Genomic DNA, 13802 nt, shown 5'->3' with positions numbered 1-13802 from the left:
GCTGATCAGTCGCTGCCGTGGCTGAGCAGTAAGGTGGTGAAGCTAGGCCGAAACGGCCATTCGGCGCTATCAATTAGGAGATCGTCCGGTGGAACTTCGCCATATGCGCCGTTTTCTAGCCGTCGCCGAAGAACTCCACTTTGCTCGCGCGGCGGAACGACTTCATATCGAGCAGTCGCCGCTGTCGCGCGCGATCAAGGAACTCGAATCCGATCTGGGCGCGCAATTGTTCGAGCGCACCACGCGCAGCACGCGCCTGACTTGGGCCGGTCAGGTTTTTCTCGAAGACGTGCACCGCGTCTTCGCCGCGCTCGACCAGGCCCGGGTCAATGTGAAGGCGGCCGCGAGCGGCTACCACGGCACGCTACGCATCGCAGTGTCCGATGGTATCGTCCCATCACGCCTGGCGGCGCTCCTGGCCCAATGTCGGGCGGAGGAGCCGGAAGTGGAGACCCGTTTGTTCCAAACACCGTTCGCGCAGCAGGTCAAGGGACTGCGCAGCGATCTTTACGATGTGGGCTTTGCCCAATCCAATGAGGTGGGCGATGGCATCCTCGCCGAGCCGGTATGGCACGATCCGCTGGTAGCCGCCGTGCCGGCGCGCCATCCGCTGCTGATACACAAGCGCATTCCGCTGGAGGACGTACTGCGCTATCCGCTGGTGCTCTGTCACCCCGAAGCCTGTGAAGGCTGTGCGCGGCAGATCGAACGCGTGCTGCGCACCGTAGATGCCGAGCCGATCGTGATCGATCGCGTAACGACGCGCGACATGCTGATCACACTGGTTGCGGCCGGCTACGGCATCGGTCTCATCAGCGCGACCCACATCGATGACTTTCGCCATCCCGAGGTCGTCGTGCGACCGTTGGCCGGCCGTGCCGTCATGTTGACGACGTATCTGTTGCAGCCGGACGGTGAGCCGTCAGAGCCATTGCGTCATTTCATTGAACGGGTTAGATCCGATCAAGCCCCTCTGCCAGGCAACAGACCGTAAAGCGCCTCGATGGCTTGGCCTCATGTCGCAGGAGAAAGCCCTATGAACAAGATCGGCGTGGTGTTGATGGCTGCCATGCTCGCGGCCTGCAGCGAGGCCGCGCCCACCGAGACGGTGGATTCGTTGGTGGCGCATCCCGACCGATTGCGTGCAGTTGAACAACAGTGCGCGAACGACTACGCGAAGATGGGCGCGGTCGAATGCAATGCCGCTTCTGAAGCGCGGCATCGCTTGTTCATGGGCAACGGCCCGCAGTACACCCCACCCAAGAAGGCGCCGAAGTTCTGAATCGCTGTCAAGACAACACGTGATGTTGATGTGTTGCTCGCTACGCTGTGGTGCGCGCGCAAATCCTGTGACGCGCTGTACATTTCCCCTGCTGGAAATCTTGTTTTTTCGATCATTTTTATCGCCATAACGGTCTTTGACCGGTACTGGCCACGGCACCGAAGCTCTCGGTCATGCGGCGCGTTTTGCTGCAGACGTAAGGAGCAAGTCGGAGGCCGGCATGAACGGAACCAGTGTGCTGTTCGGCCAGGTACTGGCGGTGATCAGTATCGTGGTCGCGGGAACATGGGTTGCAACCCAATGGACCGCCGCACACCTGGGCTATCAGCTACGCCTTGGCGCGCCCTGGTTCGACCTGTTTGGCATGCCTTTCTATCACCCATGGCGGCTGTTCGAGTGGTGGTACTGGTACGACGCTTATGCGCCGCGCCTGTTTCTCAAGGGTGGCGCCATCGCCGCGACGAGCGGCTTCACTGCGGCGTTCGTCGCCATCGGCATGTCGGTGTGGCGTGCGCGGCAATCGCGGCGCGTCACCACTTACGGCTCGGCGCGCTGGGCCGATGCGAAGGAAATCCGCAAGGCTGGATTGACCGGCGCCGCTGGCGTCTTTCTCGGCCTCCATCATGATCGCTACCTGCGGCATGACGGCCCCGAACATGTCCTGACCTTCGCGCCGACGCGCTCGGGCAAGGGCGTGGGCTTGGTGGTGCCGACGCTGCTCACCTGGCCGGCATCGGTCGTGGTCCACGACATCAAGGGCGAGAACTGGCAGCTCACCGCCGGCTGGCGCGCGCGCTTCTCGCACTGCCTGCTGTTCAACCCCACCGATGCGCGCTCCGCTGCCTACAACCCGCTGCTGGAAGTGCGGCGCGGCGTGCATGAAGTGCGTGACGTGCAGAACATCGCCGACATCCTCGTTGATCCCGAAGGCGCATTGGAGCGGCGCAACCATTGGGAGAAGACCTCGCACGCGTTGCTGGTCGGCGCGATCCTGCATGTGCTCTACGCCGGCATCGACAAGACGCTGCGCGGCGTCGCCAATTTCCTCTCCGATCCGGCCTGTCCGTTCGAACTGACGCTGCACCGGATGATGACGACGAAGCACCTGGGCGATGCTCCGCATCCAGTCGTCGCGTCCGCCGCGCGCGAAGTGCTCAACAAGAGCGACAACGAGCGTTCGGGCGTGTTGTCCACCGCGATGTCGTTCCTGGGTCTCTACCGCGATCCCACAGTGGCCGAAGTTACCGCGCGCTGCGATTGGCGCATCGCTGACCTGATCTCGGCCGAGCACCCGGCATCGCTGTACCTGGTCGTGCCGCCTTCGGACATCAGCCGCACGAAGCCACTGATCCGGCTCATCCTCAACCAGATCGGCCGGCGGCTGACCGAATCGCTGGACGGCTCGGATGGTATCGCGCGCAAACATCGTCTGCTGCTGATGCTCGACGAGTTCCCGGCGCTTGGCCGACTCGACTTCTTCGAGTCCGCACTGGCCTTCATGGCCGGCTACGGCATCCGCAGTTTCCTGATCGCGCAGAGCCTCAATCAGATCGACAAGGCGTATGGCGTCAATCACTCGATCCTGGACAACTGCCATGTGCGCGTGACGTTCGCCACCAACGACGAGCGCACCGCCAAGCGCATTTCCGAGACGCTGGGCACCGCAACCGAGCTGCGGGCACAACGCAACTATGCTGGCCACCGCTTGGCCCCGTGGCTCGGCCACCTGATGGTGTCGCGCCAGGAGACCGCACGCCCGCTGCTGACGCCCGGCGAGGTGATGCAGCTCCCGCCTGACGACGCCGTGGTGATGGTCTCAGGGCATGCACCGATCCGTGCGAAGAAGCTGCGCTACTACGCCGATGCCAACTTCAAGCGCCGCGTGCTCGCGCCGCCGATGCTGGCAAGTGGCCCTTATGTCGATACGCCGGCACGGCGGGCCGACGACTGGAGTGCGCTGCCGATCCCCTCGACGCCGAACCCGGCCGCCGTGACCGCCACGTCGCCCGAAGGCGTAATCGACGACGGCGGCCCGCGCCGCGAGCCCGAGGTTACCGACGAGATGGCCTATGTCCCGTCGCCCGACAGGGCGGCCGACGACCTGGCGATGCTCGATGACGACGACCTGCCATTGCCGGTTCCTGCCCGGCTCGACTCACGTCTGCAACGCATGGCGCGGCTGGCCACGCTCGATCCGGCGGACGGGATACCGCTATGAGCCAATACCGCCTGAATCTATTCATCCCGCCGGAGCACGCCCGGCGGCTCGATGAGCTAGCTGCCAAGAAAGGTGTCTCGAAGTCGTCCATCGTCGCGGCGGCGCTGGCGTCCTGGCTCTCGCCCGATGCCGGCGACCAGCGTGAGGCGGCGATCGCCAAGCGGCTGGACCGGCTCACGCGCCAGTTCGAGCGCCTGGAGCGCGACCAGTCCATCCAGATCGAGACGCTGGCGCTGTTCATTCGTTACTTCCTGACCGTGAGTACCCCTGTGCCGGAGGCGCATCAGGATGCGGCACGCGCTCAAGGCAAGGCGCGTTTCGCCCAGTTCATCGAACAGCTTGGCCGCCATCTGCTGCGCGGACACAGTCTCGTGCGTGAGCTGGTGGAGGAAATCCAACCCGACACGGTGCGGCGTGAGGCCGCCGCCGATGCGGACGCGCCGCCATGAGCGCGCAGCCGCACGACCTGTTGACGACGGCCGCCCGGTCGCTGGACCGGCGTGTGCGCATGCTGCGCACGGCGATGGGGCCATTGATCGCTGCCGCGCTGGAGGACCCGGACGTGGTGGAGATCCTGCTCAATCCGGACGGTTCGTTGTGGATCGACCGGCTGTCCAGTGGGCGCACAGCGACGGACGTACGGCTTTCCGCTGCCGATGGTGAGCGCATCATTCGCTTGGTCGCTGCCCATGTGCGTGCCGAAATCCATGCCGGCAAGCCGTTGCTGTCGGCGGAGCTACCCGAGACCGGCGAACGCTTCGAGGGCATTCTGCCGCCAGCGGCACCCGGGCCGGCCTTCGCGCTGCGCAAGCGTGCGGTCGGCGTCATCCCGCTCGAACGCTACGTGAGCGATGGGATGATGACGGCCGCCCAAGCGGGCTTCCTGCTGGGCGCCGTGCATGAACGCCAGAACATCCTGATCGCCGGCGGCACCAGCACCGGCAAGACCACACTCGCCAACGCGCTGCTGGCCGAAATCGCCGCTACCGGCGACCGTGTGCTGGTCCTCGAAGACACGGTGGAACTGCAATGCGTAGCGCGCGACCATGTACCGCTGCGCACGTTGCCGGGCATCGTGTCGATGACCGAACTTGTGCGTGCCACGATGCGGCTTCGTCCCGACCGCGTGATTGTCGGCGAGGTGCGCGGCGGCGAAGCTCTCGATCTGGTCAAGGTCTGGGGCACCGGCCATCCGGGCGGCATCGCTACTGTCCACGCCGGCTCCGCGCACGGCGCGCTGCTGCGCCTGGAGCAACTGATTCTCGAAGTCGCTGTGACCCCGCCGCGCGCGCTGATCGCCGAGGCGGTCGACGTCGTCGTATTCATCGCCGGGCGCGGCCGTGCCCGCCGTATCCAGGACATTGCCCGCGTCGCCGGTTTCGACGAGCGCGGCTACCGGCTCGATGCCATGCCCGGTGCGTCGTCTTCCTCGTCCGCCACTCCAGGAGTCCCGTCATGACACGAACACGCTTTTACGACGATCCGCTTTTCCGTAACGCGCGGCCTTGGCTGCCGCTCCTGCTGATGTGTCTGGCGGCGACGGCCGCCCATGCGGCCGGCTCCAACATGCCGTGGGAAGCGCCGCTGCAATCCATTCTCGATTCGATCCAGGGACCGGTCGCCAAGATCATCGCCGTCATCGTCATCATCGTGACGGGCCTCACGCTCGCCTTCGGCGACAGCAGCGGCGGCTTCCGGCGGTTGATCCAGATCGTGTTCGGGCTGTCGATCGCATTCGCCGCGTCGAGCTTCTTCCTGTCGTTCTTTAGCTTTTCCGGTGGGGCGGTGGTGGCATGAACGAGTCCACCGCCACCGGCTTCGAGGTGCCGCTGCATCGGTCGCTCACCGAACCGATCCAGATGGGCGGCGCGCCGCGCGCCGTGGCCATCGCCAACGGCACGCTGGCCGCTGCCGTGGGGCTCGGCCTGCAATTGTGGATTCCCGGCATCGCGCTGTGGCTGATCGGTCATTCGCTCGCCGTGTGGGGAGCGAAAGTCGATCCGCAGTTCATGCAGGTCTTCGCGCGGCACCTCAAGCACAAGCCGCTACTGGACGTGTGAGGTCGATGCCATGTTGCACCTTGCCGAATACCGCCAGCGCCCCGCACTGCTTGCCGACTGGCTGCCGTGGGCAGGTCTGGTCGCGGCTGGCGTAGTACTCAACAAGGATGGAAGTTTCCAGCGCACGGCGCGCTTTCGCGGACCGGATCTGGACAGCGCGACACAGGGCGAGCTGGTCGCCACGACCGCGCGTCTGAACAACGCGCTGCGCCGGCTGGGTTCGGGATGGGCACTCTTTGTTGAAGCCGAGCGCCGGCCGGCGGCGCACTATCCACACTCGGACTTTCCCGAGCCGCTGTCCTGGCTGGTGGACGAGGAGCGCCGCGCCGCGTTCGACGCTGCCGGCAGTCACTATGAGAGTGGCTATCACTTGACGTTGGTGTACCTGCCACCCGAGGAGGCTCGGGCGCGGGCGGCGAAGCTGCTGTACGAGAACACGCCCACGTCCGGCGTGGACTGGCGCGAACGGCTCACCGCTTTCGTCGCGGAAGCCGATCGCGTATTCGACCTGCTCGATGGGGTGATGCCGGAAATTGCATGGCTCGACGACAGTAAAACGCTGACCTATCTGCACGCGACTATCTCGACGCGGCGCTATCGCATCGGCGTGCCGGAAGTGCCGTTCCATCTCGACGCGCTGCTGGCCGACTCGGCACTGGTCGGCGGCCTCGCGCCCATGCTGGGCGATCAGCACCTGCGCGTCGTGACGGTGCGCGGTTTCCCGACGTCGACATGGCCGGGCTTGCTGGACGACCTCAATCGTCTGGGTTTCGCCTACCGCTGGTCCACACGCTTCCTGTGCCTAGACAAAGCCGAAGCAGAGAAGGAACTGACGCGGCTGCGCCGGCAGTGGTTCGCCAAGCGCAAGAACGTCGTCGCGTTGCTGCGTGAAACCATCTTCCAGCAGGAATCGCCGCTGGTCGATACCGATGCCAGCAACAAGGCTACCGACGCGGACGCTGCCTTGCAGGAGCTGGGCAGTGACCAGGTGGCCTTTGGTTACGTGACGACGACTGTCACCGTGATGGATGTCGATGCGGCGACGGCTGACGAAAAGTTGCGCAGGGTGGAGCGTGCCATCCAGGGGCGCGGCTTTGTGACGATTCCCGAAACGCTCAATGCAGTAGAAGCATGGCTGTCCTCAATTCCGGGCCATGCCTATGCCAACGTGCGTCAGCCGATCATCTCGACGTTGAACCTCGCGCACATGATGCCGGTGTCGGCCGTGTGGGCGGGACAAGAGAAGAACACCCATCTCGATGGTCCAGCGCTGATTGTCACGCGTACGGACGGGGCTACGCCGTTCCGGTTGGTGACACACATCGGTGACGTGGGGCATACGTTGGTGGTCGGCCCCACCGGCATGGGCAAGTCCGTGCTGCTGGCCGTGTTGGCGATGCAGTTTCGGCGCTACCCACGTTCGCGCGTCTTCGCCTTCGACATGGGGCGCTCGATGCGCGCCACCATCCTTGGCTTGGGTGGCGAGCACTACGACCTCGGTGCCGATGGCGCCATCGCCTTCCAGCCGCTCGCGCGCATCGACCAGGAAGGCTATCGCACCTGGGCGGCCGAATGGGTCGAAGGCCGGCTGTCGCACGAGGGCATCGCGGTCGGGCCGGACGAGAAGGCGGCGGTCTGGTCGGCACTCGGCAGTTTGGCCGGTGCACCGCTGGAACAGCGCACGCTGACGGGGCTGTCGGTGCTGCTCCAATCGAACACGTTGCGCCAGGCGCTCGCGCCCTACGTGCTGGGCGGCGCGCACGGTCGCCTATTGGATGCCGATCACGATCGGCTGGGTTCGGCCGACGTGCAAGGCTTCGAGATGGAAGAACTCATGCATAGCAAGGCCGCCGTGCTGGCCGTGCTGCATTACCTCTTCGCGCGCTTTGAGGAACGCTTCGACGGCGTACCAACGCTCCTGATTCTTGATGAGTCATGGCTGTTCCTCGACGACCCGGTGTTCGCGGCGCGCATCCGCCAGTGGTTGAAGACGCTGCGCAAGAAGAACGTCAGCGTCATCTTTGCCACGCAGTCGCTCGCCGACGTCAAGAATTCGAGCATTGCGCCTGCGATCATCGAGAGTTGCGCGAGTCGCATCTTCCTGCCGAACCCGCAAGCGACCGAGCCGCAGATTCGCACGATCTACGAAGGCTTTGGCCTCAACAGCCGGCAGATCGAGATTGTCGCCACCGCCGAGCCCAAGCGTGACTACTACTACCAGTCGCGGCTGGGCAATCGCCTGTTCGACCTTGACCTGGGACCGGTGACGCTGGCTTTCGCTGGCGCCTCAACACCAGAGGACCAGCGCGATATGGATCGCGTGCTCGACGCCAGCGCACCCGGTTTCACAAGCGCCTGGTTGCGCCATACCGGCCTCGATTGGGCCGCTGACCTCATTCCTTCGTTTCCCTCGGTTCCTTCGCCATCGGAGATTCGGCCATGAAGAAGACCTGGCATGCGGCCGCTGCGGCCGTGCTGTTCGCGTGCTCGTCCGCGAGCTTCGCGCAATGGGCGGTGTTCGACGTCGCGAACTACTCGCAGAATCTGCTGACCGCGGCACGCGAGCTGCAACAGATCGACAACCAGATCCAGCAGTTGCAGAACGAAGCAACGATGCTGGTCAACCAGGGTCGCAATCTCACCAGCCTCGACTACAGCTCGCTGTCGCAGTTGCTGTCCACCTTGGCGACGACGAATCAGTTGATCTCGCAAGCGCAGGGATTGACCTTCAACGTCGCGCAGTCGCAGGCGACGTTCAATCGACTGTATCCCGGCTCCTACGGTGCCGGCACCCCGAACGCGCAAATGGTGCAGGACGCGCAAACGCGCTGGCAGACCTCGGTGCAGGCATTGCAGACCTCGACGCAGATGCAGTCGCAGGCCGCGCAAAACCTGCTGTCGGATCAGGGCGTATTGAGCGGGCTGGTCACGCAGAGTCAGGGCGCGGTCGGCGCCTTGCAGGCCAGCCAGGCGACCAACCAGTTGCTCGCACTGATCGCACGCCAAGCGATCCAGGCGCAACAGCTCACCGTGTCGCAGGATCGCGCGACGGCGCTGGACCAGGCCCGCGCCGCGGCCGATGAGGCGCAGGCCGAGCAGGTGCGTTCGCGCTTCATCGGCAGCGGTCCGCAGTACACGCCGCAGCCGGTGAACTTTTACAGGAACTGACGACGATGCGCCGCGCACTTGTCCTCGTCGCCATCGTCATGCTGACCGCTTGCGGCCGGCACGAACCAGTGTTGACGGTCGATGCACTCGCACACGATCCGCAGCGGCTTTACGTGCTTCGCCATCGCTGTGCCGTTGCACGTCCGCAGATGGACGGCGCGACCTGCCGCCTCGTGGACGCGGCGTATGCGCGGCGCTTCTTCCTCGGACTGGGTGGCCCCGGTGAATACCAGACGTTGGCCTCGTTGCCGCCGATCCCGGCGAGCTTCGATGCGCCTGACGACGGAGCACGGCCATGAACGACCTGTCCGTCATCGACCAGTTCCTGGCGGTCTTCTCGCAGTACATCGATTCCGGTTTCGGGCTGCTGCATGGCGAAGTGGCGTACCTCTCCGCCACGTTGATCGTCATCGACATGACGCTGGCCGGCCTGTTCTGGGCGATGGGCGGCGAGGACGTGCTGGCCAAGCTCATCCGCAAGACCCTCTACATCGGAGCCTTCGCCTACATCATCGGCAATTTCAACACGCTGGCTGGCATCGTGTTCCGCTCGTTCACGGGCCTCGGGTTGCTCGCCGCCGGCTCGACGTTGAGCATCGGCAACTTCCTGCAACCGGGGCGGCTCGCCGCGATTGGCGTCCAGGCCGGCCAGCCGATCCTGCAACAAGTCGGCACGATGTCGCACGGGTTCACAGCGGTTTTCAGCAACCTCGACATGATCGTGGTGCTGTTGCTCGCGTGGATCGTCGTGGTCATCAGCTTCTTCATCCTGGCCGTACAGCTTTTCGTGACGCTGATCGAGTTCAAGCTGACCACGCTTGCCGGTTTCGTGTTGGTGCCATTCGCGCTGTGGAACAAGACCGCATTCCTTGCCGAGAAGGTGCTCGGTAATGTGGTGTCCTCGGGCATCAAGGTGCTGGTGTTGGCGGTGATCGTTGGCATCGGCTCGACGATCTTCGGGCAGTTCCAGACGCCGGCCGGCGCCGACCCGTCATTGAACCATGCGCTCGCCGTCATGCTGGCCTCGCTCACGATGCTGGGCCTGGGCATCTTCGGACCGGGGATTGCCACGGGGCTGGTGTCCGGGGCGCCGCAGCTCGGCGCCGGTGCGGCAGCCGGCACGGCGCTCGGTGCGGCGGGTCTCGCGGTGGCAGGCGGGGCAGCCGTGGCGACGGCTGGCGCTGCAGTCGCGGCCGGAACACGCCTGGCGGCTCGTGGCGCGGTAGGCAGCGCGCGCGCAGCCAGTGGTGCGGCGTCGGCCTATCGCGCCGGCGCTGCCGCCTCGGGCGCGACCGGCGCACGAGCCTTCGGCGCGGGCATGGCCAACGTGGCGCGTAGCGGCGCACAAGCGGCGGGTGAGCGCGTCGCGGCCGGCGCCCGTGCCGTGCGGAATCGTGTGGCCTCGGCCGCTGGCGTCGGATCGACCTCGAACACCTCGTCGGGCGCGGCGGCGCCTGCCGGGTCCCCTGGCAAGGCGCCCGATTGGGCGCAGCGCCTGCAACGCCGCCAGCGCGTGGCACACGGCGCCTCGACGGCCGCGCATGTCGTGCGCTCGGCCGATCACGGTGGCGGCGGTGCCGCGCCGGAACTGCGCGATTCCTCGAACGAATAAGGGAGGCGAACGATGCGCTTCACACGACCCGGCGTGCGCTACAGCGAGTCACCTGTGCCCGCCACACCGTATCAAGCCGCTGCCCAGGTGTGGGACCAACGCCTGGGTAGCGCTCGCGTGCAGGCGAAGAACTGGCGGCTGATGGCCTTCGGCTGTCTCGGGCTCGCGTTGCTGATGGCTGCTGGCCTCGTGTGGCAGTCCGGCCAGTCGCGCATCACGCCTTACGTGGTCGAAGTCGATCACGCCGGGCAGGTGCGTGCCGTCGGCGCCGCAGTCACGCCGTACCAGCCGACCGATGCACAGATCGCCTATCACTTGGCGCGCTTCATCGCCGACGTGCGCGCGCTGTCGATCGACCCGGTGGTGGTGCGGCAGAACTGGCTTGAAGCCTACGGCTACACCACGGACCGGGGCGCCACCACCTTGAACGACTACGCGCGTGCCCACGATCCGTTCGCGCATGTCGGCCAAGACTCCATCTCGGTGGACGTGACCAGCGTGGTGCGCGTCAGCGACACCTCGTTCCAGGTGCGCTGGACCGAGCAGCACTACAACGAGGGCGCACCCACCGGCATCGAGCACTGGACCGCGATGCTCACCCTCGTCATGCAGACGCCGCGCACCGAACAGCAGGTGCGCCGTAACCCCCTCGGTATCTACATCAACGGGCTGTCCTGGAGCCGCGACCTGGATGCGCCGGAAGGAGCGAAGAAGCCATGAAACACGTCATCACCACGTTTGCTTTCCTCGGCCTACTGGGCGGACTCACCGGCTGCGCCACCCAGGGCAAACCGCCGCCGGCTATTTCACTGGATGAATCCGTGAAGGCCGAGCCGCTACCCGAGCCGGCGAAGCCGGTCGTGGTGGTGGAAGTGCCCAAGCCCTTGCCGTTGCCGGACCAGATGAAGCCGCTACCGGGCGGAGCCGATGCGAAGCCGGCTCCGGAACCTGCCGATGCGAAGACACGCGTCGAACAGGCCAATGCCGACGCGAGCGTGGCACCCACGCGCGAGGGCTACATCAACGCAATCCAGATCTGGCCGTTCTCCGATGGCGCGTTGTATCAGGTCTATGCGAGCCCCGGCCGGGTGACGGTCATCAGCTTGCAGCCGGGCGAGGAACTGGTGACGGTCGCCGCCGGCGACACCGTGCAATGGATCGTGGGCGATACGGCCAGCGGTAGCGGCACGGATCGGCGCGTGGCCGTCATGGTCAAGCCGGTACGCGTGGGGATCACGACGAACCTCGTCATCACGACGAGTCGGCGCACCTATCTGCTGGAACTCACGTCCACCGCGAAGGCGTGGATGGCATCCGTGTCGTGGCAATACCCGAAGGACCAGATGCTGGCGTTGCAGGCCCAGGCGCGGGCGGCCGATACGCAAGCACCCGCCGCCTCGGGCCTGTCGCTCGACCAGTTGCACTTCCGCTACGCGATCACGGGTGACAGCCCATCGTGGAAGCCGGTACGTGCCTTCGATGATGGGCAGCACGTGTATATCCAGTTTCCCGCCGGCATCGCGCAGGGCGAATTGCCGCCGCTATTCGTGGTGGGCCGGGACGGCAAGGGTGAGCTGGTGAACTATCGTTTCCACGCGCCTTACGACATCGTGGATCGACTGTTCGGCGCGGCCGAACTGCGGCTCGGTGGCAAGGATGGGAGTAGGGCGGCCGTCGTGCGCATCGAGCGCACCGACGGCATCGCCACGGGAGCGGTTCATGGGCACGACTGAGCACGAAGCCCAGCCCACGCCGAAGGTGGCTCCCGAGGGCGTTGCCTTGCGCGCCGCGCCGCGTCGAGTGACGCGGCTCAATCGCCGCACGCTGGCCGTTGCGGCGACATTGCTCGCAGTGGCCGTCGCCGGCGCCTCCATGTGGGCGCTGCAATCGAAAGGCCGGCGCAGTTCGGGCGACCAGACGGAGCTATACAACGTCGATCGGATCGCCAAGTCCGACGACCTGGACCAGTTGCCGGCTGACTATTCGAAGCTGCCGGCGAAGCCGGCGCCGACGGCCAGCGTACCGCAGCTCGGACCGCCGCTGCCCGGCGACTGGGGTGCAGCATCCGTCGCGCCACTGCCGGCTGGCAACGCCAATCCGGGGCCATCGGCCGAGAATATTGACCGGCAGCGCCAGGCCGAGGAAGTCGCCCGTTCGTCGGTCTTCTTTCGCACCAGCAATGCCACGGGGAAAACGGACGCGGCGACGACAGCGCAGTTGCCGTCCATGCCGAACACTTCGGCCGGACCGTTCAATCCAATGGGCGCTGGGTCGGCGTCCGCGGCGGCGCAACCCAACGATCCGACGGCGCTCCAGAACCGGCAAGACCGGAAGGAAGCGTTCCTGGCCAAAAGCGGCGATGCCGCCACCACTAACGCCGGCACCTTGCAGGGGCCAGTCTCGCCGTACACGGTGATGACGGGCACCATCATTCCGGCAGCGCTGGTGACGGGCATCAATTCCGACCTGCCGGGGCAGATCATCGCCGAGGTCACGCAGCCGGTGTACGACACCGCGACCGGTCACTATCTGCTGATTCCGCAGGGCTCGCGCCTGATCGGCCGTTACGACAGCCAGGTGACCTTCGGGCAGCGACGCGTGCTGCTGGTCTGGCTGCGGCTGGTGCTGCCGGATACTTCGTCGATCGCGCTGGACAAACTGCCCGGCATCGACCCCGCTGGCTACGCCGGCCTGGAAGATGGCGTGGACTGGCACTGGGGACGCATCCTGTCAGGCGCGGCGCTGTCCACGCTGCTCGGCGTCAGCTCCGAGCTGGCCGTCTCGAACGAGGGCAACGTCAACGGCAACACGGTCGTCGCCTTGCGCAACAGTGCGCAGGACACGGCCAACCAGGTCGGCCAGGAAATCACCCGACGCAATCTGAGCATCCAACCGACGCTGACGGTACGGCCCGGTTTTCCGCTGGAAGTGATGGTCAACAAGGATCTGGTGCTACGGCCGTACCAGCCGATGTTCTTTCAGCGAGGACCGATACCATGAGTGCGTCCCCCAAAAAGCTGCGATTAGGGCCGTTGCTCGGTACGCAGACGGTCAAGCTGACGTTCTCGTGTCCCACCGGCCTCAAAGCCGACCTCGACCGCTATGCCGCGCTGCATGCGCAAACCTACGGTGAGGCGGTCGATGCAGCGACGTTGATCCCGCATATGCTTGAAGCCTTTATGGCGGGAGATCGAGGCTTCCGACGTTCGAATAGCAGTAGCACACGCCGCAACGAAAAAGCCGCCCCTGTGTGAACAGGGACGGCTTTTGAATTGGTGCCCGAGGTCGGACTCGAACCGACAAGCCTTGCGGCGGAGGATTTTCTTACCACTTCGGCTTTCGCCGCCGTCCTGCACGAGGCAGGGCGTTCGTGGTCTGGAGCACGCCTTCACCATAGCACTGCGTGTTACCGCTTTGCCGTAGGTGCCCGCCGTCTGCTCTCTACACCTTCCCACACCTTTC

15 protein-coding genes are annotated in these 13802 nt (G+C 65.5%); all 15 read left to right on the top strand.

Annotated features, from left to right (window positions below):
* Positions 1-88: 88 nt before the first annotated feature.
* The 15 genes from AC3WP6_RS09690 to AC3WP6_RS09620 all read left to right on the top strand — a co-directional run bounded on the left by AC3WP6_RS09690 (position 89) and on the right by AC3WP6_RS09620 (position 13594).
* Complete coding sequence (locus AC3WP6_RS09690) at positions 89-994, top strand: LysR family transcriptional regulator (RefSeq protein WP_492627514.1); 906 nt, start codon at positions 89-91, stop codon at positions 992-994.
* A gap of 42 nt (positions 995-1036) precedes the next feature.
* The gene (locus AC3WP6_RS09685; protein ID WP_492627513.1) at positions 1037-1282 is read left to right on the top strand and encodes an EexN family lipoprotein; all 246 of its coding nucleotides are present in this window, start codon (positions 1037-1039) and stop codon (positions 1280-1282) included.
* A 220-nt stretch (positions 1283-1502) separates the two neighbouring features.
* The gene (locus AC3WP6_RS09680) at positions 1503-3500 is read left to right on the top strand and encodes a conjugal transfer protein TraG (protein WP_492627512.1); all 1998 of its coding nucleotides are present in this window, start codon (positions 1503-1505) and stop codon (positions 3498-3500) included.
* On the top strand, positions 3497-3949 hold the full coding sequence (locus AC3WP6_RS09675; protein WP_492627511.1) for a CopG family transcriptional regulator: 453 nt from the start codon (positions 3497-3499) through the stop codon (positions 3947-3949). The genes AC3WP6_RS09680 and AC3WP6_RS09675 overlap by 4 nt, the downstream gene beginning before the upstream one ends.
* A gap of 59 nt (positions 3950-4008) precedes the next feature.
* Positions 4009-4959, top strand: a complete 951-nt coding sequence (trbB, locus tag AC3WP6_RS09670) for a P-type conjugative transfer ATPase TrbB (RefSeq protein ID WP_492628676.1) — start codon at positions 4009-4011, stop codon at positions 4957-4959.
* The gene (locus tag AC3WP6_RS09665) at positions 4956-5297 is read left to right on the top strand and encodes a TrbC/VirB2 family type IV secretion system protein (protein WP_492627510.1); all 342 of its coding nucleotides are present in this window, start codon (positions 4956-4958) and stop codon (positions 5295-5297) included. The genes trbB and AC3WP6_RS09665 overlap by 4 nt, the downstream gene beginning before the upstream one ends.
* Positions 5294-5560, top strand: a complete 267-nt coding sequence (locus AC3WP6_RS09660) for a VirB3 family type IV secretion system protein (protein ID WP_492627509.1) — start codon at positions 5294-5296, stop codon at positions 5558-5560. The genes AC3WP6_RS09665 and AC3WP6_RS09660 overlap by 4 nt, the downstream gene beginning before the upstream one ends.
* Before the next feature lie 10 nt (positions 5561-5570).
* Complete coding sequence (trbE, locus tag AC3WP6_RS09655; protein ID WP_492627508.1) at positions 5571-8003, top strand: conjugal transfer protein TrbE; 2433 nt, start codon at positions 5571-5573, stop codon at positions 8001-8003.
* Positions 8000-8728: a P-type conjugative transfer protein TrbJ gene (gene trbJ / locus AC3WP6_RS09650; RefSeq protein ID WP_492627507.1), complete on the top strand. Its 729-nt coding sequence runs from the start codon at positions 8000-8002 to the stop codon at positions 8726-8728. The genes trbE and trbJ overlap by 4 nt, the downstream gene beginning before the upstream one ends.
* A gap of 5 nt (positions 8729-8733) precedes the next feature.
* The gene (locus AC3WP6_RS09645) at positions 8734-9027 is read left to right on the top strand and encodes a hypothetical protein (RefSeq protein ID WP_492627506.1); all 294 of its coding nucleotides are present in this window, start codon (positions 8734-8736) and stop codon (positions 9025-9027) included.
* Complete coding sequence (gene trbL / locus AC3WP6_RS09640; protein ID WP_492627505.1) at positions 9024-10340, top strand: P-type conjugative transfer protein TrbL; 1317 nt, start codon at positions 9024-9026, stop codon at positions 10338-10340. Before AC3WP6_RS09645 ends, trbL begins: the two co-directional genes overlap by 4 nt.
* 12 nt (positions 10341-10352) lie before the next feature.
* Entirely contained in the window at positions 10353-11060 is a 708-nt protein-coding gene (trbF, locus tag AC3WP6_RS09635; RefSeq protein ID WP_492627504.1) for a conjugal transfer protein TrbF, read from the top strand.
* Positions 11057-12073 (top strand): P-type conjugative transfer protein TrbG, encoded by a 1017-nt coding sequence (gene trbG, locus AC3WP6_RS09630; RefSeq protein WP_492627503.1) that lies wholly within the window; start codon positions 11057-11059, stop codon positions 12071-12073. Before trbF ends, trbG begins: the two co-directional genes overlap by 4 nt.
* Positions 12060-13340 carry a TraB/TrbI/VirB10 family type IV secretion system protein gene (locus AC3WP6_RS09625; RefSeq protein ID WP_492627502.1) on the top strand — a complete coding sequence of 427 codons (1281 nt, stop codon included), beginning with the start codon at positions 12060-12062 and terminating at the stop codon, positions 13338-13340. The genes trbG and AC3WP6_RS09625 overlap by 14 nt, the downstream gene beginning before the upstream one ends.
* A complete protein-coding gene (locus tag AC3WP6_RS09620) occupies positions 13337-13594 on the top strand; it encodes a DUF2274 domain-containing protein (RefSeq protein WP_492627501.1) in 258 nt (85 codons plus the stop codon). Before AC3WP6_RS09625 ends, AC3WP6_RS09620 begins: the two co-directional genes overlap by 4 nt.
* Positions 13595-13802 lie beyond the last annotated feature (208 nt).

This window comes from Rhodanobacter sp. FW106-HT46G03 (genome assembly GCF_058789895.1).
This window is presented reverse-complemented; position numbering and strand designations above follow the sequence as displayed.

Excerpts from the sequence above, each read along its gene's own strand:
- AC3WP6_RS09685 (WP_492627513.1), top strand. The coding sequence starts at position 1,037 with ATGAACAAGATCGGCGTGGTGTTGATGGCTGCCATGCTCGCGGCCTGC.
- AC3WP6_RS09680 (WP_492627512.1), top strand. The coding sequence starts at position 1,503 with ATGAACGGAACCAGTGTGCTGTTCGGCCAGGTACTGGCGGTGATCAGT.
- AC3WP6_RS09675 (WP_492627511.1), top strand. The coding sequence starts at position 3,497 with ATGAGCCAATACCGCCTGAATCTATTCATCCCGCCGGAGCACGCCCGG.
- trbB (WP_492628676.1), top strand. The coding sequence starts at position 4,009 with ATGCTGCGCACGGCGATGGGGCCATTGATCGCTGCCGCGCTGGAGGAC.
- AC3WP6_RS09665 (WP_492627510.1), top strand. The coding sequence starts at position 4,956 with ATGACACGAACACGCTTTTACGACGATCCGCTTTTCCGTAACGCGCGG.
- AC3WP6_RS09660 (WP_492627509.1), top strand. The coding sequence starts at position 5,294 with ATGAACGAGTCCACCGCCACCGGCTTCGAGGTGCCGCTGCATCGGTCG.
- trbE (WP_492627508.1), top strand. The coding sequence starts at position 5,571 with ATGTTGCACCTTGCCGAATACCGCCAGCGCCCCGCACTGCTTGCCGAC.
- trbJ (WP_492627507.1), top strand. The coding sequence starts at position 8,000 with ATGAAGAAGACCTGGCATGCGGCCGCTGCGGCCGTGCTGTTCGCGTGC.
- AC3WP6_RS09645 (WP_492627506.1), top strand. The coding sequence starts at position 8,734 with ATGCGCCGCGCACTTGTCCTCGTCGCCATCGTCATGCTGACCGCTTGC.
- trbL (WP_492627505.1), top strand. The coding sequence starts at position 9,024 with ATGAACGACCTGTCCGTCATCGACCAGTTCCTGGCGGTCTTCTCGCAG.
- trbF (WP_492627504.1), top strand. The coding sequence starts at position 10,353 with ATGCGCTTCACACGACCCGGCGTGCGCTACAGCGAGTCACCTGTGCCC.
- trbG (WP_492627503.1), top strand. The coding sequence starts at position 11,057 with ATGAAACACGTCATCACCACGTTTGCTTTCCTCGGCCTACTGGGCGGA.
- AC3WP6_RS09625 (WP_492627502.1), top strand. The coding sequence starts at position 12,060 with ATGGGCACGACTGAGCACGAAGCCCAGCCCACGCCGAAGGTGGCTCCC.
- AC3WP6_RS09620 (WP_492627501.1), top strand. The coding sequence starts at position 13,337 with ATGAGTGCGTCCCCCAAAAAGCTGCGATTAGGGCCGTTGCTCGGTACG.